Genomic DNA, 24227 nt, shown 5'->3' with positions numbered 1-24227 from the left:
AGAGGCAATCGCCGTGAAGTTCAGTGACGGGTTCTGGCAGCTGCGGGCGGGACTGACGCGGCTGCGGCCGGCCGAGGTCGAGAGTGTGCAGGCGGGGGAGCGGGAGCTCACCGTGTTCGCGCCGGCCAAGCGGATCGAGCGGCGCGGGGACACGCTCAACCAGCCGGTCTTCACCGTCACCTTCACCGCTCCGGCGCGCGGCGTCATCGGCGTCCGGATCGCCCACCATCTCGGTGGGCTGCCGGCGCGGCCGTCGTACCGGTTGAACACGGACGGCGAGCATCCGGTGAAGGTCGAGGCCGGGCCCACCGAGGCACGGCTGACCTCGGGCGAGCTGAGCGTGGTCGTCGGCCTGGACGGGCCGTGGGACGTCCGGTTCGAGCAGGACGGGCGGCCGCTGACGAACTCGGGCCCGCGCAGCATCGGCCTGATCACCGACGCCGACGGCCGGACCTACCTGCACGAGCAACTCGCCCTCGGGGTCGGCGAGATGGTCTACGGTCTCGGCGAGCGCTTCGGCCCGCTGGTGAAGAACGGCCAGGTCGTCGACACCTGGAACGCCGACGGTGGCACGTCCAGTGAGCAGGCGTACAAGAACGTCCCCTTCTACCTGAGCAGCCAGGGGTACGGCGTTCTCGTCGACAATCCGGCCAACGTCTCGTTCGAGCTCGGTTCCGAGGTCACGTCGCGCAACCAGTTCAGCGTCGAGGGCCAGGAGTTGTCGTACTACGTCTTCGCCGGACCGACCCCGAAGGACGTGCTCCGCCGTTACACCGCCCTCACCGGACGGCCGGCTCGCGTCCCGGCGTGGTCGATGGGCCTGTGGCTGTCGACGTCGTTCACCACCGACTACAGCGAGGAGACGACCAGCGCGTTCGTCGACGGGATGGCCGAGCGGGACCTGCCGCTGAGCGTCTTCCACTTCGACTGCTTCTGGATGCGGCAGTTCCACTGGTGCGACTTCATCTGGGACCCGGTCGCGTTTCCGGATCCCGCCGGGATGCTGCGCCGGCTGAAGGGGCGCGGTCTGCGCGTCAGCCTCTGGATCAACCCGTACATCGCCCAACGCTCCGTCCTCTTCGAGGAAGGCCGTCGCCTCGACTACCTGCTCAAGCGCCCGGACGGCTCGGTCTGGCAGTGGGACATGTGGCAAGCAGGCATGGCGATCGTCGATTTCACCAACCCGGACGCGACAGCCTGGTTCCGCTCGAAGCTGCAGGCTCTCATCGACCTGGGTGTCGACTGCTTCAAGACCGACTTCGGCGAGCGCATCCCGACCGACGTTGCCTGGTACGACGGCTCCGACCCGGACCGCATGCACAACTACTACCCGCACCTGTACAACGAGGCGGTCTTCGGACTGCTGGAGGAGAACCGCGGTGCGGGGGAGGCAGTCCTGTTCGCCCGCTCGGCGACGGCGGGTGGGCAGCAGTTCCCGGTGCACTGGGGTGGGGACTGCGAGTCGACGTTCGAGGCGATGGCGGAGTCGTTGCGCGGCGGGCTGTCCTTGGCGACCTCCGGGTTCGGTTACTGGAGTCACGACATCGGCGGGTTCGAGGGCACGCCGGATCCGGCGATCTTCAAGCGCTGGGTGCCGTTCGGCCTGCTGTCGTCGCATTCCCGGCTGCACGGCTCGTCGTCGTACCGGGTGCCATGGGCGTTCGACGACGAGGCGGTGGACGTACTGCGGAAGTTCACCAAGCTCAAGCTGTCGCTGATGCCGTACCTGGTGACGACCGCGGAGGAGGCGCACCGGGACGGCGTGCCGATGATGCGGCCGATGATCCTCGAGTTCCCCGACGACCCGGCCGTCGCCTATCTGGACCGCCAGTACATGCTCGGGCCGTCGATCCTGGTCGCGCCGGTGCTGAGTTCGACCGGTGCCGTGTCGTTCTACCTGCCCGAGGGCACCTGGACGGACCTGCTCACGGGGGACAAGCTCACCGGTCCGCGCTGGGTTCACCAGACGCACGGCTTCGACACGCTGCCGGTCCTGGTCCGCGAGGGCGCGGTCCTCCCGGTCGGCACGGTGGACGACCGGCCCGAGTACGACTGGTCCAGCGACGTCGAGCTCCACTGGTTCGCGCCTGCCGAAGGCCGGACGGCCGTCGCGAAGTTGCCCGATGCAACGGTCGAGCTCAGGCTGCGGGACGGGCAGGTCGAGTCATCGGGCTACACCGTCAAGCTCCGCTGAGCCCTACGAGGTGGCTCCGGTGTAGCGCCGTACTCCCAGCCGCCACAGCAGCATGGTCGCCAGCGCGAAGCCGCACCCGAGGACGAGGGCCAGGATCAAGGTCCCGGCGTCAGGGCCTCGGGTGAGGGTTTGCGCGGGCCAGGTGGTGATGGCGGCGACGGGGAAGGCGAACGTCAGCAGCCGCCGGAGCCACCGACCGTAGATGTCGACCGGATAGCGGCCCGTCTGCCAGGCGGCGCCGTGCAGCACGCCGAGGCTGAGCCGAGGCGCCCAGAAGGCCAGCGCTGCGAGGCCGACCAATGTGGCCCATCCGATGAGCAGCCCGATCAGCGTGAGCAAGGCCCACCCCGCCACCGCGAGAGGTGACGGGACACTGCCGAGCTCGCGGAGTCCGATGACGATGACGCCGATCCCGAGCAAGCTCTGCACGAGCGCGAGCGGGGCGTGCCGCGTGCAAGTCGCGAGTACGACGCTCGTCGCCGGACGGAGCAGATACGTGTCGAGCCGGCCGTCCCGGATCTGTTGGGCGAAGTCCGCCAGGCTTGGATCGAGGAATGTCGCGCGGAGGCCGGTGATGAGTGCGTACGTGCCGGTCAGGGCCAGCATCTGACCAGCGGACCAGCCGGCGAGCAGGCCGGTCTGGGTGAAGACGATGCCGATGGTGGCGATCGACGCGGTCAGCTCGACGAGAGCCAGGAGTGCGTCGAAGAAGAGGTTGGTCCGGTAGGCCAGCGCACGTCGCAGTGACAGTGAGAACGCCGTACCGAACAAGCGCGCGACTCTCATCAGGCCCCCACCGTCGTGTAGCGGCGGATGCCGAGACGCCAGGCGCCGACGGCGCAGCCTCCGAGCACGACTGTCCAGACCACCGCGATCGCATACCCCGCGGCCGCGTCGGTGGGTGTCAACGTGCCGGTTGCCAGCTCAGCCGGGAAGCCGAGCATCGACCGGAAGGGCAGGAGTTGGGCGATGGTCCGCAATGGCTCGGGGAGCAGCGCGTTGGGTGCGGCGGTCCCACCGAGCAGAAAGATCAGAACGGAGCCGAAGGCAACCACCGCGTGCACTCGCTCGGTCCAGAACGCGGCCATGGCCAGTGTCCACACGAACAAGAAGTGCAAGGCCGCCGCGAGGACGAGGGCGGGCAGTGCGGCCAGCAGCGCGAGCGGTGCGAAGCTCACGCCCACCGTGAACCCGACCAAGACGAGCAGCGGGATCCCGAGCGCGAACATCCAGAGCCGGATCGCCAGGTTCTCGCCGAGCGGACCGACCACGACCGGCTGCGGCCGTAGCAGCGCCGCCGCAACATCGCCGCTGTAAATCGCCTGCGCGAACGTGTGGTTCTCGAACGAAGCCGTGAGCAACGCGACGCAGATGACAGCCAGGTAGTAGCTGCCGATGTCGGCGCCGGCTCCGGGGACCTGCCGCCAGACGAAAAGCCCCAGCAGCGGCGCCACGGCCTGCCCCAGGATCAACGTGACGAGAAACCACCAGGCTCCCGACCAACCGAGTACCTGACGCCAGATCTCGAGCCGCAGCAGCCGGAGGATCCGGCTCACGAGGCGATGTCCCTGGTACGGCGCAGCCGCTGGAAGGCCTGATCCATCACGTTCTCCAGCGACGGCTCCTCGACCGACAAGTCAGCCACCGCGAACCTGGACAGCAGCCGCGCCGTCGTGGCCGGCACCGCATCCCGGCCGACCCGCAGCAGCCACTGGTTCCCGTCGCGCTCCAGGACATCGCCGTACGGCGTCAGGTCCGGATCGTCATCGGTCACCACCACCCGGATCAGCTTGGCCGGGGCGAACGCCGAGCTGAGCTCGTCACGCCGTCCGTCGAACGCGAGTACGCCGTCGTCGATCAGGATCAACCGCGGACACAGCGATTCGACGTCGGCCATCGCGTGGCTGGTCAGCAGCACAGTGGCGCCGGTGCGGGCCGAGTACTCGGCGATGAAGGTCCGGATGGTCTTCGCCGCGGAGACATCCAGACCGATGGTCGGCTCGTCGAGGAACAGGACCTTCGGGCGATAGACCAGCGCGAGGGCGAGACCGGCACGCATCCGTTCGCCGAGGCTCAGCGCGCGGACCTGCCGCTGCAGGATCCCGTCCAGGTCGAGGAGCTCGCTGAGTTCAGCCAGGTTGCGCCTGAACTGTGCGTCGGCGATCTCGTAGAGGACCTGCTGGTAGCGGAAGGAGTCCAGCACCGTGAGCTCCGGTGCGTCCCCGATCGGCTGGCTGCCGCGGATCAGCGCGATCTCGCGGAGATAGTGGTTGTGCCGCCGCCACGGGAACTCGCCCAGCACTTGGGCCTGCCCGCTGGTCGGGTGCAGGATGCCGGCGAGGATCTTCATCGTGGTGGTCTTCCCGGCGCCGTTGCGGCCGAGAAAGCCGACGACCTGCCCGGCCGGGATCCGGAAGCTGAGATCGTGGACCGCGTGGACGTCGCGGTACTCCCGTCGTACCAGTGCGCGCGCCGCGGCCCGCAGCCCGCCGTCGCGCACCGGGACGCGGTAGGTCATCGACAGCCCGTCCACCACCACGGCATCCATGCTTAAAGTTTATCGTTGAAGTACGGGTTGACTGTTTTCCGCGAGCGACTCAGGAGCCAGCGTGCGACAACCCTCAATTGGCGCGTCAAGGTCTGTGCGCGGGGTCGTGCTGGCTCGGGAGGCCGGGATCTCGGTTCAGCAGGTGCGCAACTACGAGCAGGCCGGCTTGTTGCCGACGGCTACGCGGACGGCGGCCGGCTACCGGGAGTTCGACGAGTCGCACCGGCGGGCGTTGACCGCGGCCCGCGTGCTGGTCCGCGCGTACGGGTGGGACATCGCGGTGACGATCATGGCCGCCGTACACCGTGGTGACCTGCAGACGGCTGTGGCCTGCGTCGATCACGCACATGCCCAGCTGGACCGTGAGCGCGAGCGGATCCAGCAGGCACTGCGAGCGTTCGAAGTCGTCGTCACACACCCCCTCGACGCCGATCCACGGATGGCGGCTGCGCTCGACCAGATCACTCGGCAGGACGCGCCCCTGCGGATCGGCCAGCTCGCGGATCTGCTCGGTGTTCGCACCTCGGCACTCCGGTTCTGGGAACGCTCCGGACTCGTCAGCCCGGTCCGCGAGCGAACCACCGGATACCGCAGGTACGACGTCGGCGCCGCCCGGGACGCCCACCTCGTCCGTCTCCTGCGCGAGGGCAACTTCTCGATGACGATCATCCACGCCGCCCTCGACGAGATGCACTCCTCGCCGGACGGCCGCCCCGAACGCGTCGGCGCCGAGCTGAACCGCCGCAAGGCCGAACTGCACGAACGCAGCCTGGCCCGCCTCCGCGCCGACGCCGCCCTGGTCTCCTACTTGGACTGGCAGAGCTCCTCGAAGACAACCTCCGGCGCCGAGAAGACGACGTAGAGCGTGTGCAGGCCGGTCGCCGTCAGCCGACCGGATCCCCACGTGAGTTCACGTCCAGGCGCAACCTGGACCGTGTCGAGCAGCTCGCCGTGCAGCGGATCGTCCAGCCGCAGCTCGATCGTTGCCTGCGTGACCCCTCGGTTGGCGACGGAGGCCCGGTACGGCGTGGGGCTCAACTGAACGTCGTCGTACGAGACCCAAGCACCGGGTTCGAGTGAGACGACCGCATCGCCGCGTTCGGGTGTCGCGGTGGTCAGAGTGATGGCGGAGTACTCGTCGAAGCTGGTGGCGGCGAGGTGCTCGAGGGTGCGCGCCGGGATGCGTTCACCTTGTACGTCGAGGGTCGCCGCGAGCCGGGTGTCGGTGCTGGAACGCCCGACCATGATGCTGTGCCGGGCCGTCTCGACACAGCGTCGGTCCCGGGTCGCGTCCCAGAAGCCGAGGTCGGCGGCGGCGATCGTCAACTCGACCTCGGTGCTCTCACCAGGAAGCAGCGTCAGTCGCCGGAAGCCGCGCAGTTGCCGCAGCGGCTGCTTCACGCGCGACCGCTGCTGGTGCGTGTAGAGCTGTGCGATCTCGCTGCCGGCCCGGTCCCCGGTGTTCGTGACCGTGAAGGAGACGCGGACCTCGCCGTCCAACGGGATCGACGCCGAGCTCAGCCGCAGGTCGCCGTACGCGAAGGTCGTGTAGCTGAGGCCGTGGCCGAACGGGTACAGCGGCATCCCGCGGTAGTAGAGGTACGTCGCGTCCGTCGCGATGATGTCGTAGTCGAGCAGATCCGGCAGATCGGCGGCCGAGTGGTACCAGGTCTGCGTCAACCGGCCGGCCGGGTCCGCGTCACCGAACAGTACGTCGGCCAACGCCCGGCCGTACTCCTGTCCGCCGTGCGCCGACCACAGCACGGCCGGCAGGTGCTGCTGCGCCCACCCGACCGCGAACGGGTAGCTGCTCGTCATCACCAGCACGGTCCGCGAGTTCACCGCATGGACCGACCGGATCAGGCGGTCCTGAGCCGTGGGCAGCTCGAGGTCGGCGCGGTCCTCGGTCTCCCGCCCGTTCACCATCGGGTGATTGCCGACCACAACGATCGCGACATCGGCGCGGGCGGCGACCTCGGCCGCCTCCGCCGCGCCGTCCACGAGCACCTCGAGCTCGAAGTCAGTCCCAAAGTCACCGAGACCGACGGCGTCGTCGACGCGGACATAGCGGCCGCTGTTCAGATGCAGAACCCGGACGGTGTCGCCGCTCACGACCAGCCGGAAGGTCTGCTTCACCTCCCACCCGTTCGGGCCCGGCTGATCCGCGAGCAGCGAGCCGTCGTCGGCCACGGTCAGGTGCTGCCCGTTCCGCACGGACCGCAACGCACACGCGTTCCCACCCCAGTCGAACAGGTCGAACCATTTGTGCTCGTCATCGCCGACCCGCAGTACGCCGTCCGCCCCGATGGTCAGGTACGACGCCGAGCCCGCCACGCGGAGCGCGATCCGGTCCACGCCTTCGCAGTACTCGACCCGGTCGGAACCGAGTCGCTCGACAAGGCCGTCGAGCGCCGTTACCTGGTAGGGCAGGGTTCCGGCGTACCAGTCGGCTGACACGGTGTTGGCCAGCGGTCCGATGACGGCGAGGCGCTTGATTGCGGAGGCGTTGAGCGGCAGCACTTGGCACTCGTGCTTGAGCAGCACGATCGACTGCCGGGCTGCCTCGTGCGCCAGCCCGCGGTGGGCCGGGCAGTTGACCAGGTCGGGCTCGAGCGAGCGGTACGGATCGAGCTCGGCCGGGTCGAACTCGCCGAGCCGGAACCGGATCGCGAGCGCGTGCCGGACTGCGGTGTCGACGTCCGCCATGGCGATCAGGCCACGGTCGAGCGCTTCGGTCAGCCGCTCGATCGACGGCCCGGCGTTCGTGTCGTCCTGGGTGAAGCTGTCCACGCCGGCTTTGAGCGCGGCGGCGTACGCGGTCGGGCCGTCGGGGTGGTACTGCTGCAGCCCGAAGAGGTTGGCGGGTGCGTAGGCGTCGCTCACCACGAGCAGATCGTCGTCGGTCCACTCGCGGAGCACGTCGTTGATCAAGGGGCTGAGGTGTGCGGGCCGGCCGTTCACCAGGTTGTACGACGGCATCACCGCAACGGCCGCACCCGCTTCGATCGGCGCGCGGAACGCGGGCAGCTCGTAGTCGTGCAGCACCCGCGGCGGCAGGTTGCTCGAGGTCGTGCAGCGGTCGGTCTCGTTGTTGTAGGCAAGGAAATGCTTGAGCGTCGGGGCGGTTTTGAGGTACGTCGGATGGTCGCCGGCCAGACCGTGGCCGTACGCGGTCGCGATCACCCCGGTCAGCCACGGATCCTCGGCGTACCCCTCCTCGTTGCGACCCCAGCGTGGATCGCGGAGCGGGTTGACGACCGGCGCCCACACGTTCAGGCCGACCGCGGCCGGGTCCTTCTGGTGGAAGACGCGGACCTCGTCGCCGACTGCGGAGCCGATGTCCCGGACCAGGTCCGGGTTCCAGGTGGTGGCGAGGCCGACGGCCTGCGGGAAGACGGTCGCCGGGCCGAGCCAGGCGACGCCGTGCAGGGCCTCGGTCCCGGTCCGGAAGGAGTCCAGCCCGAGGCGGTGGACGGGAGCCTGGTGCTGGTGCAGCAGGGCGAGCTTCTCGCCGGTGGTCAACCGGCCGAGCAGGTCGTCGAGCCGGTCCCGCACCGGCCGGGCGGGATCACGGAACGGTGGATTCAGGGCGGGAGTGCTCATCGGCCATCGACTCCACTGCGGCTGTGCGTCGAAGCGCTTCGAGCGCTCCCCGGTGCTGATCGATCGAAGCGCTTCGACGGTCTGGGCGAAAAAATCCGTCTCGGCCCGTGACGGCCTTGCTACGACGGAGTGATCAGAGGGTGGCATCCCCCGGCGGGACTGGTCAAGACCTGGCAGACGGTTTCCAGCGTTCACAAAGTGTTGCTGGGAAGGTGCCCGGTGGTCAGTGACGCCAGGGCCTGGGCGGTGGCGCCCAGGGGAGTGGCGGTGAGGGGGAACGTCGAGGCGACGATCGTGCAGCCGCCCGCGTCGGGCGCGATGGCGGACTCGTACAGCGCCTTGGTGATCGCGGGGGAGAGGTGCGGAGCCAGTAGCGCGTAAGCGCCGCCGAGCACGACGTGTCCCGGGTTCAGGATGTTGACCAGCGCGGCGATGCCATGCCCGAGATGCGTTCCGGCCTCGGCGAGCACCTTGGTGACCGCCGCCTCGCCCGCGTCGGCGCGGCGGATGAGGTGCTCGAGTTGGAGCTGCGGATCGGGGTCGGCCGGTCCGTCGATCCGGGACAGGATCGCCGGCAGGCTCGCGAGCGCCTCCAGGCAGCCCCGGCGCCCACAGCCGCACTGTGGCCCGTCCGGAACCAGGCGGAGGTGACCGATCTCGCCGACGTACCCGCGGTGTCCTCGGAGCGGGCGACCGTCGACGATGATCCCGGCGCCGACTCCGGTGTCACCGCTGAGCTGGATGAGGTTCTCCGCACCGGCCAACGGCCCGTAGAGGTGCTCGGCCAGTACGGCGAGGGACGCGTCGTTGTCGACGGTCACCGGAATGTCCGGACGCCCGAGCGCGGCGGTGAGATCCGCCTGCAACGGCACATCCCGCCAGCCCAGACCGGCAGCCAGTACGACGGACCCGTCCCGGTCGACCAGGCCGGGTACGCCGACCGTGATCCCGAGCACCCGCCGACCCGACGACTGCACGGTCGTGATCGCGCGTCGGGCGAGCGCTGCGATCGCGGCGACCGTCTTCGCGGGCCCTGCGTCGATGCCGGGTCCGGCTCGGTGCCAGCGCAGTACCTGCTCGCCGGCGGTGTCGCAGGCCAGGGCGGTCAGGCCGCGCGCGCTCACCTCCAGCCCGATCGCGGCGTACGCCGATCCGTCCAGGACGAGCAGGGTCGCGGGCCGGCCGACGTGGTTCTGCGTCTGCTGGGTCTCGCGGACCAGGCGGCGGTCGAGCAGATCGCCGATGATGCTGGTCACGGTCGCCTTGTTCAGCCCGGTCCCGGTCGCGATCGCGGCCCGTGAGCAGGGCGCCTGGCGGCGCAGGTAGCCCAGCACTGCGGCCAGGTTGGTGGCGCGGATGTCGGTGTGGTCCGCGGTCTGTGTGGTCAAGGTCGTCCCGTTCGGCTCGTCCGGGGGTGGCCCGGGTCTGGCTCAGTTCTACACCTTGTCGTGCCCTCGTGTCTGGGTTAATTTGTTTGGCTATCAGCCCAACTAATTCTAGGGGATCACCAGTGACCGGACCAGTGGGCGGCAACACCAGCCGCCGGACGTTCATCTCCCTGCTCGGCGCGGGTGCCGCGGCGGCCGCCGGCGGCGTCACGCTGACCGGTTGCTCGGACGGCAGTTCCGGGTCGACCGCGGGACGCGCCGAGACCGAGGACAAGCTCTCGGGCCTGCTGCCGAAGTACATCGCCTACGAGTCGGTCGCGCCCGACCTGCCGGGGGAGAACGGCGCCGCACCCGGCTTCACCAAGTACCCGTCCGAGCTCAAGCGGGCGGTGCCGGACAAGGCGGTGACCAGCGGCAAGGAAGTGTCCGCGATGACGCCGCTGTGGAGTCCGGCGCCACCCGGCCTCGGAAACAACACCTACTACGACGTGAACAACGAGCGGATCGGCGCGCCGGTCCGGTTCAACATCCTGAACGGCAACGACTACGGCGACAAGCTCGGCCCGATCCTTGCCGCCGGCAACGTGCCCGAGCTGCTCTGCGTCCCGGGCTGGAACATCGCCAGCCTGACCCGGTTCGGCCAGGCCGCCGAGAAGCTGTTCGAGGACCTGACGCCGTACCTGGCCGGTGACAAGGCATCGGCGTACCCGATGCTGGCCAACCTGCCCACCCGGGCCTGGGCGTACGGCGTCTGGAACAACCAGCTCAAGGCCGTACCGTTCCCCTCGGACGGCTTTCCCTGGATGCTGATGTACCGCAAGGACATCTTCGACCAGTTCGGTGCGCAGCCGCCGAAGAACGCCGACGATCTGCTGGCGCTGGGCAAGCAACTGACTGACGCGAAGGCGAACCGGTGGGCTTTCGGGTCGGTCTCCGACGAGGTGATCCGGGCGTTCGGGGCGCCGTCGGACTGGCGCAAGGACTCCGGCGGCAAGCTGGTGAACAAGATCGAGACGCCCGAGTTCGAGGAGGCGGTGGCGTTCGTCCGGAAGCTGTTCCAAGCCGGCTACGTGCACCCAGAGGTGGTCGGCAACGCGGGCGCGGACCAGAACGCGCTGTTCGAGGGCGGAAAGCTGGTGATCCGCCAGAACGGACTGGGCGGCTGGCAGGAGTCGTTGCAGCGCCAAATGAGCATCAACCCGAAGTACAACCCGCAGCCGGTGATGCCGTTCGCGCACGACGGCGGCGACCCGATCACCTGGGGCGGTGATCCGGCCGGCATCTTCACGTTCATGAAGAAGGGACTCGGCGAAGCTCGGATCAAGGAGCTGCTCGGCGTCCTGAATTACACCGCCGCGCCGTTCGGCACCGAGGAGAACCAGCTCTACATGTACGGGGAGGAGGGCAAGCACTACACCAAGCAGCCGTCCGGTGCCCCGAAGCTGACTCCGCTTGGCCAGAAGGAGGTTTCGCAGACCTACATCTTCCTGGGTGGCCGGCCGGCGGCCATCACGCAGAGCGAGTACCCGGGCTATGTCGAGTCGATGAGCGCGTGGCAGAACGCGGCCGCCAAGGTGCAGCAGAAGAGTCTGTTCGACGGGATCCGGGTCGAGCAGCCGGCCAAGATGGCCGCGCTGAACCAGCCGTTCGACGACGCGCTGCAGGACATCTTCCGCGGGCGGCGGCCGGTCAGTGAGCTGAAGACCGCGGTCAAGCAGTGGCAGACCAACGGCGGCAACGAGGGCCGGGACTTCTACGCGAAGGTGCTCAGTGACAACGGTCGTTAAGGATCAGGTGAGTACGGCGCCGACCAGGGTGAAGCCTTCGTCGGCGCCACGACGGCCCCGTGGTGGAGCGGGGTTTCGGCATCGGTTGCGGCGGGATTGGCCGTTGTTGGTGATGGTGTTGCCGGTGGTGGTGTTGCTGGGGGTGTTTCACTACTTCCCGACGCTGGGCAACGTGATCGCGTTCCAGGACTACTCGCCGTACGTCGGGATCCGGGGCAGCGACTTCGTCGGGTTCGCCAACTTCAGCCGGCTGTTCTCCGAGTCGGCGTTCTGGAAAGCGGTCGCGAACACCCTGAGCATCACCGCCGTCCAGCTGGTGTTCTTCTTCCCGGTCCCGATCGGGCTCGCGCTGCTGCTGAACAGCGTGCTGTCGGTCCGGCTGCGGACGCTGATCCAGGGCGTCGTCTACCTGCCGCACTTCTTCTCCTGGGTGCTGGTCGTGTCGCTGTTCCAGCAGATGATCGGCGGCGCCGGTCTGCTGGCCCAGTCGCTGCGGGCGAACGGCTACGAGGCGGTCGACCTGATGACCAAGCCGGACACCTTCATCCTGCTGGTCACCGCGCAGTCGATCTGGAAGGACGCCGGCTGGGGGATGATCGTCTTCCTCGCCGCGCTGTCGACCATCAACCCGGCGCTCTACGAGGCGGCCGCAGCCGACGGCGCGAACCGGCGCCGCCGGCTCTGGCACATCACCCTGCCGGGCCTGCGCCCGGTGATCGTGCTGCTGCTCATCCTCCGGCTCGGCGACGCGCTGACGGTCGGCTTCGAGCAGTTCATCCTGCAACGTAGCGCGGTCGGCGGCAGCGCGGCCGAAGTACTCGACACGTACGTCTACTACCAGGGCCTGCTCGTCGGCGACTTCGGGTACGGCGCCGCCGCCGGCCTCTTCAAGGGTGTCGTCGGCCTCGTCCTCGTCCTGGTGGCCAACCGATTCGCCCACATGGTGGGCGAGCAGGGGGTGTATTCCCGCTCATGACGACAAGAGCTGTCTGGGAAGAGGAACCGACCAGGATCGCGAGGCTGTCGCGGCCGGTGGTGCTGGCGTTGGTTGCGCTCGCCGTGACCTTTCCGCTGTACGTCGTGGTGATCACGAGCCTGTCCACGACCGAGGCCGTGACACGAGCCGGCGGGCTGGTCGTCGTACCGCGGGAGTTGACGCTGGCGGCGTACGCGCAACTGCTGTCCGGGGGAGTTGTCACGCGGGCGTTGGTGATCAGTGTCTTCATCACGCTGATCGGTACGGCGTTCAGCCTGGGGATCACCGTCTTGGCGGCGTACGGGTTGTCGCGGCCGGGGTCGTTGTTCCACCGGCCGTTGCTGTTCGTGGTGCTGCTGACGTTCCTGTTCGGGCCGGGCATCATCCCGAGCTACCTGGTGGTGAACGCGCTCGGGCTGATCGACAGCTACGCGTCGCTGATCCTGCCGACCGCGGTGTCGGCGTTCAACCTGATCGTGATGCGGTCGTTCTTCATGGGCATCCCGGGTGAGCTGATCGACTCCGCCCGGATCGACGGCGCCGGGGAGTTCGCGATCCTGCGCCGGATCGTGCTGCCGCTGTCGAAGGCGGTGGTCGCGGTGGTCGGGCTGTTCTACGCGGTCGGGTACTGGAACGCGTTCTTCAACGCGCTGCTCTACATCAACGACAACAACAAGTGGCCGTTGCAGATGGTGCTGCGGACCTACATCGTGCAGGCGCAGGTGCTGCCGACCGGGGCCGGCGGGATCGCGAACGGCACCGGGCTGGGGATGGCGCCGGCGCCGAGCCTGGCGATCAAGATGGCGATCGTGGTGATCGCGATCGTCCCGGTGCTGCTGGTCTACCCGTTCATCCAGCGCCACTTCACCAAGGGCGTCATCATCGGCGCGGTGAAAGGCTAGGGGTATGACGCGACTTTGGTACGGCGGCGACTACAACCCGGACCAGTGGGACGAGTCGGTGTGGAAGGAGGACGCCGACCTGATGCGCCAGGCCGGCGTCAACCTCGTCACCGTCGGCGTCTTCTCCTGGTCGAGTCTCGAGCCGTCGCCCGGCGTCTACGAGTTCGGTTGGCTGGACCGGGTGCTCGACCGGTTGTACGACGCCGGCGTGAGCGTCGACCTGGCCACGCCGACCGCGTCACCGCCGCCGTGGTTCAGCCGGTTGCACCCGGAGGCGTTGCCGGTGACGGCTGACGGCGTACGGCTGACGCACGGCAGCCGGGACACGTATTGCGCGTGTGCGCCGGGCTATCGTTCGGCAGCCGTCGGGATCGCGCGTGCGTTGGCCGAGCGATATCACGATCATCCTGCGCTGGCGATGTGGCACGTCCACAACGAGTACGGGACGACGTGCTACTGCTCGCTGGCCGCCGAGCGGTTCCGGTCCTGGCTGCTGGAGCGGTACGGGTCGCTCGAGCGGTTGAATGCTGCGTGGACCACGGCCTTCTGGAGCCAGGGGTACTCCGATTGGCAGGACGTGCAGCCGCCACGTCGTACGCAGTACCTGGTGAATCCGACGCAGTACCTGGACTACCGGCGGTTCTGGTCGGACGAGTTGCTGGCGGCGTATCGCGAGCAGAAGGCCGAGCTCCGGGCGCTGTCGTCGTTGCCGATCACCACGAACTACGTGTTCGGTGGCTGGGTGCCGGTCAACCACGCGCAGTGGGCGGCCGAGGTCGATGTCGTTGCCATTGACCACTATCCCGGCCGGACCGACCTCGGCGCCGAGGAGCAGACCGCCTTCGGCGCAGATCTCGCGCGGTCGTGGGCCGGTGGGAATCCCTGGCTGCTGATGGAGCAGGCCGCGGGAGCGTTGAACGACGGGCAGCGACTGCACCCGAAGGAACCCGGGCGGATGGCGCGGAACAGTCTGTCGCACATCGCCCGCGGGTCCACCGGTTCGCTGTTCTTCCAGTGGCGGGCATCGCGGGGCGGGGCGGAGATGTATCACTCGGCTCTGGTCCCGCATGCAGGTCCTTCGTCGCGGATCTTCCGTGAGGTCGTCGCGTTGGGAGCGGCACTGCCTTCGCTGGCCGAGGTGGCGGATGCCGCGGTCGTCGCCGACGTGGCGATCCTGTGGGATGTCGAGTGCTGGTGGGCGATGCAGGGGACGCATCTGCCGTCGTCGTCGCTGGACTACTTGGCGGCGGTGCAGGATGCGCATCGGCACTTCTGGCGGGCGGGAGTGACTGTCGACTTCGCGGGACCTTCGGCGGACTTGTCGTCGTACCAGACGGTCGTGGTGCCGTCGCTGTACTTGGTCAGCGACGAGGCGGCGGCCTCATTGGCGGCCTATGTCGAGGGTGGCGGGCAGTTGGTGGTCGGGTACTTCAGCGGCATCGTCGATCCCGACGTACAGGTCCGGCTCGGCGGCTATCCGGGTGCCTTCCGGGAGTTGCTCGGGGTGCGGGTCGAGGAGTTCCACCCGCTGCCGGCTGACGGCGAGGTGGAGTTGTCGTCCGGTGGGCGCGGGCGGTTGTGGAGTGAGGACGTGGAGGCGGTGTCGGCCGAGGTGGTCGACCGGTACGTCGGGGGAGTGCTCGACGGGAAGCCGGCGATCACCCGCCGTCAGGTCGGCGAAGGAACCGCTTGGTACGTCTCGACCGCGATCGACTTCGAAACGGCCGCCGGCATCTACGATCTCTCACCCTCCCCAGTGGAGACCGTACGGCGTCGCGCGGGCGACACCACGTGGACCTTCTACTTCAACCACGGTGACGCGCAAGTCGACGTACCCACTGATGGAGTCGAGCTGATCTCCGGCGCTCGCGTAGACGGCTCGTTGTTGGTGCCGGGCGGTGGCTACGCCGTGGTTCGGTCGCCCTGAGGCGCTTCGCAGGTGCTGGCCCGGGCGGTGACCTTCGGCGGGAGCAGGGTCAGCTCGGGTACGGCGCCGCCCTCGAGCTTCGCGATCAGCGACTCGACCGCCTGCTCGCCGATCCGCTCGGCCGGGATGGTGACCGAGGACAGTTGCGGCACCTGCCGTTCGGCGACGTCGTCCGCGCAGATCGCCATCAGCGACATGTCCTCGGGGACGCGGCGGCCGAGGCGGCGCAGTACGTCGAGCAGCGGGCCGATGATCGGTTCGTTCTGCACGACCAGCCCGGTGATGTCCGGATGCTCGTCGAGCAGCTGCTCGACCGTGCCGAGGATCGCGTCGAACGTGTGCTCACAGGGCGTCTCGACCCCGAGGATTCCGCGCCGGTCGGCCGCTTCCACGAAGCCGGTCAGCGTGCGTTGCGCGAAGCCGGTCTGGCGTTCGTAGACGGCGGACGGCGTACCGAGCAGGGCGAGCGAGCGGTGCCCGAGGTCGGCCAGGTGGTCCACGCAATGGGCGCCCGCGGCAACGAAGTCCAGGTCGATGCAGGTCAGTCCATCGGCGTCGGCCGGGTACCCGATCAGCACCGACGGCATCGGCAGCTCCCGCAGCACCGGCACCCGCTCGTCGTGCAGCTCGACGTCCATCACGACCAGCGCGTCCACGAGCGAGCTCTGCGCCACTCGCTCGAGCCCCTCAGGCCCTTCGTCGGCGGTCAGCAGCAGTACGTCGTGGTCGAACCGGCGGGCCGCGGTCACCACGGCGGTGGCGAACTGCATCATCACCGGGACATGCATGCCGGTGCGCAACGGGATCACCAGCGCGAGCACGTTGGACCGCTGGCTGGCGAGCGCGCGGGCACTCGCGTTCGGCCGGTAGCCGAGCGCGCGGACGCTGCGCTGGACGCGTTCGCGGGTGTCGGACGAGATCGACCGCTTCCCGCTGAGCACGTAGGACACCGTGCTGGCCGCGACCCCGGCATGCCGCGCGACGTCCGCGATCGTGACCATCGTCAAAGCTCCTTCTCCTGGTGGTGGTCCAGTCTTACCCAGTCGAAGCGCTTCGACCCGAAGCATTAGCGTCGAGTCGCCCAAGCCGTCTGTCAAGTCCTGCCTTCGGGCTAGCGCTGGAGTTCCGTGACCAGTTCGAGGCGGGGGCAGTCGACGTACACGGCATCGTGTGCGACCAACGGCAGATGCCAGCGCCGAGCGGTGGCGGCGATCCAGAGATCGCCGACATGCTGCTTCTGGTGCAGCGGGTGGCCGACCTGGCGACACTCGGCGCGCAACCGGGCATGCGCCCAGGTCGTCTCGTCGTCTCCGGGGAGAATCACGCTCCGGTGGATCAACCGCTCGAGGTTGTCCAGTCGCTTCTCACCCCAGTTCGCAACGATGGCGCCGTACCGGGCCTCCGCAACCGTCTGCGGAGCGACGGCGATCCGTCGGCCGAAGACATGTTTGCCGTACAGCGGCACCAAGGTCGAGCGTGGTTTCAGCCAGGCTGTGAACACGTTGGTGTCGAGCAGGACCGTCCCGATGGTCACTCGTGAATCGCTCGCACGAACCGGTCCCACTCATCGTCGGTCAGGTCTGGGATCTCGAACGACTCGTCTTCGCTGAGGGGCTCGGTGCCGCCTCCGATCTGCTCGAGGCTCTGCGCATGCCAGTACGACGCATCGGCGTGCTCAATCGCGTCAGGCGCTGATGTCGGCTCCGACATGGCGATCACCTCCCATTCACCACAAGACTACCGGAGCCGTGATCGCTGTCGCTCCGGTCTCCACAGGCAAAGTCATGGCCTACGTGTTCGACAGGCGGAAGATGCGGGCGGATGGTTCGGAGAGGGTCTTGGTCAAGGTCAGGTCGTTGGCGGTCGTGGTGTGGGTCCAGCCGGTGGGGTCTGACGGGAAGAAGGGGTCGACGGTGAAGTTGCCGAGGGGGAGGGTGAGTTCGGCGGGGTCCGGGGTGCGGTGCCAGATGGTGAGGTAGGTGACCGAGGGACCGGTGAGGGCCAGGGCGACCCAGTCGGAGGTCCAGGTGGGGAGGCCCAGGGGCCAGGTGGGGACCAGGATTTCGAGGTCGGTGAGCAGGGTGCGGTGGGCGGTGAGGGCGGAGCGGACGAGGTCGAGCTCGGCGGCGGTCATGTGGTTGAGGTGGCCGGAGAGGTAGAGGCGCCCGGGGATGCCGTTGACCAGGGCGAGGGTGAACTCCTCGCGGGTGGTTCCGGTGATGGGGTAGGCCCAGTGGCCGGCTTGTTCGGGGAGTACGGCGGCCGGCGCGGCAGCTGTGATCGGGGCGTAGAGCAACGGGTGCTGCTGGTCGGACGTGGACTGCAGGTGCAGGCGGGACAGCATCGCGTAGTCCATCCGCATCGCGCCGGACGCGCAGTTCTCGATCAGCAACGACGGATGCCGCTCCTGCAACGCGTCCAGCCAGCTGAGCAACGCCCGGTTGTGTTCGAGCAGTCCCTGGCCGAGCGACGTACCGCCCTTGTCGGTGCCCGGACCGGTCATGGTGTTGTTGTCGAACTTGAAGAAGCCGACGCCGAAGTCGTTCACCAGCCGGTCGACGGTGTCGTCGAGGTGCTGCCGGGCGAGCGGGCTGCGCAGGTCGAGCAGGTAGCGGCCGTGCTCGGCGACCCGGATCCCGCGCCGGGTCAGGAACGCGTCGTCGGGAAGCACCGACGCGATCGGTGCGTTCACGCCGATCACCTCAGGCTCCAGCCACAGCCCGGGGACCATTCCACGCTTGTGGATCCGGTCGATCACCTCGCCGAGGCCGTTCGGGAACCGCGTGGTCGAGGGTTGCCAGCCGCCGACCGTGTTCCACCAGTCGCCTTCGGCGTACCAGCCGGCGTCGATGCAGAAGTAGTCGGCCCCGACGTCCGCGGCGGCGTCGATCAGCGGCAGTAACTTCTCGGTCGTCGAGTCGCCCATCAGCGTGTTCATGTAGTCGTTGAACACGATTGGCATCCGGTCGTCGACCGGTCGCCGCATCCGGAGCGTACGGCGCTGCCGCGTGAGCGCGCCGAACGCACTGTCCCGATCGGTCCCCGCGACCAGAGAGACGGGCACGGTCGTGAACGGCTCGTCCGCAGTGAGCCGCACCGTCCACTGGTGCTCCTGGTCGGTTGGCCCGCTCAGCAGCAGGTAGCCACCACGCCGGTCCTCGCCGAGCTCGTAGTGCCACGGCCCGTTGTGCTCGATCTGCCAGCCCAGCGCGTACGGCGCATCACGGTCGACCAGGACGCCGACCGGCAGCCGCTCACCGCTCGACCAGGAACCGGTACTGGTGACCGCGTGCCGGCTCTTCGCGATCGGGTAGTGCGGATCGCGAACGATCTCCGGCGCTCCGCCCGATCGCAACGACTGCACCGACCACCGGTTCTCGGCCATCCAGTCGTTGGCCGCCGAGTACAGGTCCGCATCCACCGACTCGAGCCCGACCACCAGTGACGACAGGAAGTCCAACTCGAGCGACACCGGGCCGGTCATGACCGCCTCGGACCACGCCCGTACGCCGTCCCGCGCCTCGAACACACTCGTCACCCGCAGACCCGTCTCGGCGTCCTCCTGGACGATGCGGAACGTCGACCCGCTGTCCTCGTGGGTCACGTACCGCAGCCGCTTGCCGAGGATCGTGTCCACATGCCGGTTCGTGCCGGGCGAACGCCCGTACCCGATGGCCGACACCTCCACCAACGGCTGACTCGTCGGCTCTACGGGTACGACGCTCAGCCGCACCGGACCGTCGTCGTCGAGGGTGAAGGACAGCGTCAGGCCTGATGGGGTGCTCCAGCGCAGGTTCATCGATAAACCTTAGGAGGCTCGGCCACCGGCCGCGCAACGGTCGTCTCGCGTCGCGGGCGGGCGAGCGTGATGCCGAGCAGCACCAGTGCCATCCCGAGCCATTGCGGCAGGGTGAGCAGGTCGCCGGACAGCGTCAGGCCGAGCAGCGCGCCGGTGAGCGGGTTGAGCAGTCCGATGAGTCCGACCGTGGCGGTGGTGAGGTGGCGCAGACCGGCGAACCAGGCGGAGAAGGCCAGCGCGGTGGCGATCAGGCTGACGTAGGCGAAAGCGCCGTACGCCGGTCCGTCGAGAGCTGGTGGTGGACCTTCGATCAAGACGGCGAACGGGATCAGCACCAGGCCACCGGCGATGAGTTGCCAGGAGGTGGTGGCCAAGGGGCTGTCGGTGCCGCCCCACTTCTTGGCGAGCACGTAGCCGCAGGACGACATCGTCATCGCGGCGAGCGAGGCCGCGACGCCGCGGAGATCCACCCCTGAGGCGCCGGCGCCGAGCATCAGGTAGACGCCGGCGATCCCAGCCGCCGCGCCAACGAGCACCGGAGCGGTCGGGCGCTCGGCCAGCAACGCCCATGCGAAGCCGGCCATCGCGAGCGGCGACGCGGACATGATGGTCGAGGCGAGGCTGACCGGCAGCAGTTGGGCCGCGAGATAGATGAGTGCGAAGAACGCGCCCATGTTGCAGACGCCGAGCAGGAGCGAACGCCACCACCATGCACCGCGGGGGAGACGACGGGCGATGCACAGCAGGAGCAGGCCGGCGGGCAGTGCGCGGACGACGCCGCCGTACAGGGGATAACCGGCCGGCAGGTACTCGTGGGTGACGAAGTAGTTCGTGCCCCAGGCGATCGGGGCGATCGCGGTGACGAGCACCCAGCGGAGGGTATCTTCCATGGAAACTATTATATCTTCCCGGGAAGATATACTGCGACTCGTGACCGACGATCATGTGGCGCGGATCCAGGCGGAGTGGGCGATCGAGCGGCCGGACGTCGACACCGGCCCGCAGGGGGTGATCGGCCGGCTGCACCGGATCGCCAACCACCTGACCGGCGAGCTGACCCTGCTGTACGCGAAGTACGGGCTGTCCGAGGGGGAGTTCGACGTGCTCGCGGCGTTGCGTCGTGCGGGTTCGCCGTACGAGCGGGCGCCTGGCGAGATCGCGCTGCACACGATGGTGACGACCGGCGCGGTCACCAAGCGAGTGGACCGGCTCGAACAGGCAGGCCTGGTGCAGCGACGCCGCAGCGATGACGACGGGCGAGGTCGGGTCGTCCGCCTGACCCCGGCCGGGCGGCGGCTGTTCGACCGGGCGTTCACGGCCCACATGGCCAACGAGCGGCGGCTGCTGGACGCACTCGACCCGGACGACGCCAAGCAGTTGGAGCAACTGCTCACCACCTGGCTCGCCGCTCTGGAGCCGCCGAACGACAGCGGGGAAAAGCATTTCCGGTAGATTCTCCGGCGGGGACCCGAGGGAGGTGCTGATGGCACGGGTGACGATCCGGGAGATCGCCCGCCGGGCAGGGGTGTCGAAGGGGGCGGTCTCGTACGCGCTGAATGGTCAGCCTGGCGTGTCCGAGGAGACCCGAGCGCGGGTGCTCAAGGTCGCCGAGGAGCTGGAGTGGGTGCCGAATCCGGTCGCCCGCCAGCTGTCCGTCGCGCGCAGCGAGACGTTCGGTCTGATCCTCGCGCGGCCGGCTCAGACGCTGAGCGAAGAGCCGTTCTATATGGCCTTTGTGGGCGGGCTGGAAGGTGTTCTCAGCGAACGCTCGTACGCGTTGGCGCTGCGGACCGTGCCGGGCACGGAGGAGGAGCTCGCGGCCTACCGGAAATGGTCCCGGGAGAAGCGCGTGGACGGCGTCGTCGTGGTCGACGTCAAGGCCGACGACCCACGTATTCCTTTGCTGAAGCAGCTCGAGCTGCCGACCGTCCTGGTCGGCGATCCCTCGTTGGCCGACGGCCTGACCTGCGTCTGGACGGACAGTACGACGGCCATGGCGGCAGCCGTCGACCATGTCGCCGAGCTGGGGCATCGCCGCATCGCCAGGGTCGCCGGTCCATCCGACCACGGGAATGTCTGGATCCGGGACCAGGCCTTCGCCGACGCGACCCGCCGTACCGGGTTGTCCGCGGAGGTCGTGCACACGGACTTCTCCGGCGACCAGGGCGCGGTCGCGACCCGGCAGCTGATGTCGTCGGCGACGCCGCCGACCGCGATCGTCTACGACAACGACCTGATGGCGGTCGCCGGCCTGTCGATGCTCGGCACCCTCGGCGTGCGCTGCCCGGACGAGGTGACGCTGATCGCCTGGGACGACTCCGCGCTCTGCCGGATCACGCACCCGACCCTGACCGCGATGAGCCACGACGTCGTCGGCTACGGCGCGGAGGTCGCAACCCGCCTGTTCGCCCTCCTCGAAGGAGCCGATCCGGCCCCACACCTGTACTCGACCCCCAAACTCCAGGCCCGCGCAAGTTCCGCCCCACCACCTTGCAGGTGAAACTGAGACGCAGTGGCAGGCGGCGCAGGCCGACGATGCCGCGGCCCGCTTGCGCGAGGTCGTCGTACCTGGTGGGAGGATCCGGAGCGTGCCGCGGCGCTGCTGGCGGCGCTGGGGAGGGGTGGGTAACCTTCCCTGGTCGTCGGTCGAGCGGATAGGAGATGATGCCCCCCGTGACCGGACCACGTAGCCAGGACCCCAAGGACCGGCTGAGCCCCTCGGAGGCCGACGCGTCCGTTGCGGGCCTGACGGTGGGCATCGGTGGGCCGATGGGCCGGTTCGCCCGGCTGAGCTCGTCCTGGTGGACGCCGCTACGGATCGCGCTCGCGGTGTGCACGGTCACGTTCGCGCTCGGTGTGCTGCAGAAGGCGCCGTGCATGGAAGCGGGCTGGGACCGGCAGAGCTGGCGTCCGTTCAAGGCGCTCTGCTACTCCGATATCGGCTTCCTGTACCAGGAGCGCGGGTTCGCCGAGGGCAACCGGCCGTTCCTGGACACCGGCAACTACCCGGTGCTGGAGTACCCGGTGCTGACCGGCGGGTTCATGGAGGCCGCGGCGCGGATCACCTGGGTGATCACCGGCGACCCGAGGAAGGACCTGACCGTCGAGGAGAAGCGCGACACGGCCGGCGTCTTCTTCGTGGTCAACGTCGTCCTGCTGTTCCTGTGCGCCCTGCTCATCGTCGGCCTGACCGTCGCCACGGCACGTGGGGTCGAGACACGCCCGGGCGCGGCTCGCGGGCAGCCACTGGACGCCCTGTACGTCGCCGCCGCGCCGGTGCTCGCGTTGACCTCGACGATCAACTGGGACCTGTTCGCGGTGGCGCTGACGGCCGGCGCGATGTTCGCGTGGTCGCGGGGCCGGCCGATCTGGTTCGGGATCCTGCTCGGCCTGGGGACAGCGGCCAAGTTCTACCCGTTCCTGCTGCTCGGGCCCCTGCTGATCGTCTGCATCCGAGGCCGCAAGCTCTGGCCGTGGTTCCAGGCGACCCTGGCCGCGATCTTCGCCTGGGGTCTGGTGAACGCGCCGATCTACCTGCTGGCGAAGAACGAGTGGATGTCGTTCTGGACCTTCAACGACGAGCGGGAGAGCGACTACGGCTCGATCTGGTACGTGCTGAAACTGGCCAAGCACGAGGTCGCCGACGTCAACCAGCTGAACATCGTGATCTTCGCCGGACTCTGCCTGTCGATCGCGATCCTCGGGCTGATGGCGCCGCGGCCACCGCGGTTCGCCCAGCTCGCGTTCCTGGTGGTGGCGGCGTTCCTGCTGATCAACAAGGTCTACTCACCGCAGTACGTGCTGTGGCTGCTGCCGCTGGTGGCGCTGGCCCGGCCACGGCTGCGGGACTGGCTGATCTGGCAGGTCTGCGAATGCTTCTACTGGATGCTGGTCTGGATGCATCTGGCCCAGTTCCTCGCACCCGGGAATCCGGAGCAGCCCGACCGGATCTACTGGCTCGCGGTGGTCCTGCGGATGGCCGGCACGCTCTGGCTGATGCTGGTGGTGTCGCGCGACATCCTGCTGCCGGAGAAGGATCCGGTCCGCCAGGGTGACGTGATCGACGACCCGAGCGACGGCGTGAAGTCCGATGTCTTGGTGCCGGCTAGAGCTTGAGCTTTGACACGTCCAGGTTGCCGCCGCTGACGATCGATGCCGTGGTTCCGTCGAGCTGAATGCTGCCCTCCAGCAGGGCGGCGAACGGCGCGGCGGCGGCCGGCTCCAGCGCGAGCTTCGTGCGCGACATCACCAGCTGAGTCGCTTCCAGGAGCGCTTCCTCGCTCACGCGGACGACGCGGTCGACGTGCTGCTGGATGATCGGGAAGTTACGCGTGCCGCAGACCGGCGCGGCCAGCCCGTCGGCGATCGAACGGGCGGTCGGCAGCTTCTGCGGTGCGCCCGCCGCGAGGCTGCGGCTGACCACGTCGGCTTGCTCGGGCTCGATGCCGATCACCCGGATCTCCGGCTTGACCAGCTTGACCGCGAGGGCGACACCGGAGATGAGTCCGCCGCCGCCGACCGGGACCAGGACGGTGTCGAGGTCGGGACGGTCGGCCAGCAGTTCGAGACCGAGGCTGCCGTGACCGGTGATCACGTCCTCGTCGTCGAACGGGTGCACACCGGTCAGCTTCCGCTCGTCGCGGATCCGTTCGTACTGCGCGATCAGGTCGCCCTCGACCAGCTCGACGGTGGCGCCGTACCCGCGAGCGGCGTCGATCTTCGCCGGTACGGCGGTCGTCGCCATCACCACCGTGGCCGGGACGCCGGCGGCCCGGGCGGCCCAGGCGAGCGCGCCCGCCGCGTTCCCGGCCGAGACCGTGACGACCCCGCGCTCGCGCTCCTCGGCACTGAGCCGGAGCAGCTTGGTGAGCAGCCCGCGCACCTTGAAGCTGCCGGTCTTCTGGAACAGCTCGGCCTTCAGCAGCAGCGTCCCGCCGAAGCGCTCGTTCAGCGCGCTCGAGGTGAGGATCGGGGTGCGGTGGATCCGGCCCTCGAGCTGGTCGGCGGCCTGCTGGATGTCCTCGAACGTCGGCATGCCATCGACTCTATTTGTCTATCAAGTCAGTCGAGGTACTCTCATATGCCGCGAGACGGCGACGCGCT

At 68.7% G+C, this 24227-nt stretch carries 20 protein-coding genes; 9 read left to right on the top strand and 11 right to left on the bottom strand.

The features are described from left to right. The first annotated feature begins 13 nt into the window (after positions 1-13). On the top strand, positions 14-2194 hold the full coding sequence (gene yicI / locus ACIBL3_RS19010; protein ID WP_396354714.1) for an alpha-xylosidase: 2181 nt from the start codon (positions 14-16) through the stop codon (positions 2192-2194). A 3-nt stretch (positions 2195-2197) separates the two neighbouring features. Here yicI and ACIBL3_RS19005 read toward each other — a convergent pair whose 3' ends face one another. Genes ACIBL3_RS19005 through ACIBL3_RS18995 form a run of 3 tightly spaced genes read right to left on the bottom strand, consistent with a single transcriptional unit; the run spans position 2198 to position 4742 of the window. Further along, on the bottom strand, positions 2198-2980 hold the full coding sequence (locus ACIBL3_RS19005) for an ABC transporter permease (RefSeq protein ID WP_396354713.1): 783 nt from the start codon (positions 2978-2980) through the stop codon (positions 2198-2200). Beyond that, on the bottom strand, positions 2980-3750 hold the full coding sequence (locus tag ACIBL3_RS19000) for an ABC-2 family transporter protein (RefSeq protein ID WP_396354712.1): 771 nt from the start codon (positions 3748-3750) through the stop codon (positions 2980-2982). The genes ACIBL3_RS19005 and ACIBL3_RS19000 overlap by 1 nt, the downstream gene beginning before the upstream one ends. Beyond that, on the bottom strand, positions 3747-4742 hold the full coding sequence (locus tag ACIBL3_RS18995; RefSeq protein WP_396354711.1) for an ATP-binding cassette domain-containing protein: 996 nt from the start codon (positions 4740-4742) through the stop codon (positions 3747-3749). Before ACIBL3_RS18995 ends, ACIBL3_RS19000 begins: the two co-directional genes overlap by 4 nt. A 106-nt stretch (positions 4743-4848) precedes the next feature. Here ACIBL3_RS18995 and ACIBL3_RS18990 point away from each other — a divergent pair, with 106 nt between their 5' ends. Beyond that, the gene (locus ACIBL3_RS18990; protein WP_396354710.1) at positions 4849-5604 is read left to right on the top strand and encodes a MerR family DNA-binding transcriptional regulator; all 756 of its coding nucleotides are present in this window, start codon (positions 4849-4851) and stop codon (positions 5602-5604) included. On the opposite strand, the gene ACIBL3_RS18985 is transcribed toward ACIBL3_RS18990, so the two are convergent. Next, on the bottom strand, positions 5547-8345 hold the full coding sequence (locus ACIBL3_RS18985) for a glycoside hydrolase family 3 C-terminal domain-containing protein (RefSeq protein ID WP_396354709.1): 2799 nt from the start codon (positions 8343-8345) through the stop codon (positions 5547-5549). The genes ACIBL3_RS18990 and ACIBL3_RS18985 overlap by 58 nt on opposite strands. A gap of 191 nt (positions 8346-8536) precedes the next feature. After that, complete coding sequence (locus tag ACIBL3_RS18980) at positions 8537-9733, bottom strand: ROK family protein (RefSeq protein ID WP_396354708.1); 1197 nt, start codon at positions 9731-9733, stop codon at positions 8537-8539. A gap of 122 nt (positions 9734-9855) precedes the next feature. Here ACIBL3_RS18980 and ACIBL3_RS18975 point away from each other — a divergent pair, with 122 nt between their 5' ends. From ACIBL3_RS18975 to ACIBL3_RS18960, 4 genes are all read left to right on the top strand, one after another. Then, a complete protein-coding gene (locus tag ACIBL3_RS18975; protein ID WP_396354707.1) occupies positions 9856-11520 on the top strand; it encodes an ABC transporter substrate-binding protein in 1665 nt (554 codons plus the stop codon). A gap of 124 nt (positions 11521-11644) precedes the next feature. Further along, positions 11645-12496 (top strand): ABC transporter permease, encoded by an 852-nt coding sequence (locus tag ACIBL3_RS18970; RefSeq protein WP_396354706.1) that lies wholly within the window; start codon positions 11645-11647, stop codon positions 12494-12496. Beyond that, positions 12493-13398, top strand: coding sequence for a carbohydrate ABC transporter permease (locus tag ACIBL3_RS18965; protein ID WP_396354705.1), 906 nt, complete (start codon positions 12493-12495; stop codon positions 13396-13398). The genes ACIBL3_RS18970 and ACIBL3_RS18965 overlap by 4 nt, the downstream gene beginning before the upstream one ends. Positions 13399-13402: 4 nt before the next feature. Beyond that, on the top strand, positions 13403-15325 hold the full coding sequence (locus ACIBL3_RS18960; RefSeq protein WP_396354704.1) for a beta-galactosidase: 1923 nt from the start codon (positions 13403-13405) through the stop codon (positions 15323-15325). On the opposite strand, the gene ACIBL3_RS18955 is transcribed toward ACIBL3_RS18960, so the two are convergent. The 5 genes from ACIBL3_RS18955 to ACIBL3_RS18935 all read right to left on the bottom strand — a co-directional run bounded on the left by ACIBL3_RS18955 (position 15301) and on the right by ACIBL3_RS18935 (position 20014). Then, on the bottom strand, positions 15301-16326 hold the full coding sequence (locus ACIBL3_RS18955) for a LacI family DNA-binding transcriptional regulator (RefSeq protein ID WP_396354703.1): 1026 nt from the start codon (positions 16324-16326) through the stop codon (positions 15301-15303). The genes ACIBL3_RS18960 and ACIBL3_RS18955 overlap by 25 nt on opposite strands. Before the next feature lie 110 nt (positions 16327-16436). Continuing rightward, positions 16437-16859, bottom strand: coding sequence for a PIN domain-containing protein (locus ACIBL3_RS18950; protein WP_396354702.1), 423 nt, complete (start codon positions 16857-16859; stop codon positions 16437-16439). Then, complete coding sequence (locus tag ACIBL3_RS18945; protein WP_396354701.1) at positions 16856-17035, bottom strand: hypothetical protein; 180 nt, start codon at positions 17033-17035, stop codon at positions 16856-16858. The genes ACIBL3_RS18950 and ACIBL3_RS18945 overlap by 4 nt, the downstream gene beginning before the upstream one ends. Positions 17036-17114: 79 nt before the next feature. Beyond that, a complete protein-coding gene (locus tag ACIBL3_RS18940) occupies positions 17115-19124 on the bottom strand; it encodes a glycoside hydrolase family 36 protein (protein ID WP_396354700.1) in 2010 nt (669 codons plus the stop codon). Then, positions 19121-20014 carry an EamA family transporter gene (locus tag ACIBL3_RS18935; RefSeq protein WP_396354699.1) on the bottom strand — a complete coding sequence of 298 codons (894 nt, stop codon included), beginning with the start codon at positions 20012-20014 and terminating at the stop codon, positions 19121-19123. Before ACIBL3_RS18935 ends, ACIBL3_RS18940 begins: the two co-directional genes overlap by 4 nt. 40 nt (positions 20015-20054) lie before the next feature. Between ACIBL3_RS18935 and ACIBL3_RS18930 the strand changes: the two genes are divergently transcribed. The 3 genes from ACIBL3_RS18930 to ACIBL3_RS18920 all read left to right on the top strand — a co-directional run bounded on the left by ACIBL3_RS18930 (position 20055) and on the right by ACIBL3_RS18920 (position 23240). Further along, on the top strand, positions 20055-20576 hold the full coding sequence (locus tag ACIBL3_RS18930; RefSeq protein ID WP_396354698.1) for a MarR family winged helix-turn-helix transcriptional regulator: 522 nt from the start codon (positions 20055-20057) through the stop codon (positions 20574-20576). Positions 20577-20607: 31 nt separating this feature from the next. Then, complete coding sequence (locus tag ACIBL3_RS18925) at positions 20608-21624, top strand: LacI family DNA-binding transcriptional regulator (RefSeq protein WP_396354697.1); 1017 nt, start codon at positions 20608-20610, stop codon at positions 21622-21624. Positions 21625-21788: 164 nt separating this feature from the next. Continuing rightward, positions 21789-23240 (top strand): glycosyltransferase family 87 protein, encoded by a 1452-nt coding sequence (locus tag ACIBL3_RS18920; RefSeq protein WP_396354867.1) that lies wholly within the window; start codon positions 21789-21791, stop codon positions 23238-23240. On the opposite strand, the gene ACIBL3_RS18915 is transcribed toward ACIBL3_RS18920, so the two are convergent. Further along, positions 23230-24159, bottom strand: coding sequence for a threonine/serine dehydratase (locus ACIBL3_RS18915; protein ID WP_396354696.1), 930 nt, complete (start codon positions 24157-24159; stop codon positions 23230-23232). The genes ACIBL3_RS18920 and ACIBL3_RS18915 overlap by 11 nt on opposite strands. Positions 24160-24227 lie beyond the last annotated feature (68 nt).

The sequence above is a fragment of the Kribbella sp. NPDC050124 genome, from assembly GCF_044460355.1.
Lineage (GTDB): Bacteria > Actinomycetota > Actinomycetes > Propionibacteriales > Kribbellaceae > Kribbella.
The sequence above is the reverse complement of the archived record's forward strand: the minus strand, read 5'-3'. Positions and strand labels throughout refer to the sequence as shown.

Excerpts from the sequence above, each read along its gene's own strand:
- ACIBL3_RS19005 (WP_396354713.1), bottom strand. The coding sequence starts at position 2,980 with ATGAGAGTCGCGCGCTTGTTCGGTACGGCGTTCTCACTGTCACTGCGA.
- ACIBL3_RS18995 (WP_396354711.1), bottom strand. The coding sequence starts at position 4,742 with ATGGATGCCGTGGTGGTGGACGGGCTGTCGATGACCTACCGCGTCCCG.
- ACIBL3_RS18985 (WP_396354709.1), bottom strand. The coding sequence starts at position 8,345 with ATGAGCACTCCCGCCCTGAATCCACCGTTCCGTGATCCCGCCCGGCCG.
- ACIBL3_RS18965 (WP_396354705.1), top strand. The coding sequence starts at position 12,493 with ATGACGACAAGAGCTGTCTGGGAAGAGGAACCGACCAGGATCGCGAGG.
- ACIBL3_RS18960 (WP_396354704.1), top strand. The coding sequence starts at position 13,403 with ATGACGCGACTTTGGTACGGCGGCGACTACAACCCGGACCAGTGGGAC.
- ACIBL3_RS18955 (WP_396354703.1), bottom strand. The coding sequence starts at position 16,326 with ATGGTCACGATCGCGGACGTCGCGCGGCATGCCGGGGTCGCGGCCAGC.
- ACIBL3_RS18945 (WP_396354701.1), bottom strand. The coding sequence starts at position 17,035 with ATGTCGGAGCCGACATCAGCGCCTGACGCGATTGAGCACGCCGATGCG.
- ACIBL3_RS18940 (WP_396354700.1), bottom strand. The coding sequence starts at position 19,124 with ATGAACCTGCGCTGGAGCACCCCATCAGGCCTGACGCTGTCCTTCACC.
- ACIBL3_RS18935 (WP_396354699.1), bottom strand. The coding sequence starts at position 20,014 with ATGGAAGATACCCTCCGCTGGGTGCTCGTCACCGCGATCGCCCCGATC.
- ACIBL3_RS18925 (WP_396354697.1), top strand. The coding sequence starts at position 20,608 with ATGGCACGGGTGACGATCCGGGAGATCGCCCGCCGGGCAGGGGTGTCG.
- ACIBL3_RS18920 (WP_396354867.1), top strand. The coding sequence starts at position 21,789 with ATGCCCCCCGTGACCGGACCACGTAGCCAGGACCCCAAGGACCGGCTG.
- ACIBL3_RS18915 (WP_396354696.1), bottom strand. The coding sequence starts at position 24,159 with ATGCCGACGTTCGAGGACATCCAGCAGGCCGCCGACCAGCTCGAGGGC.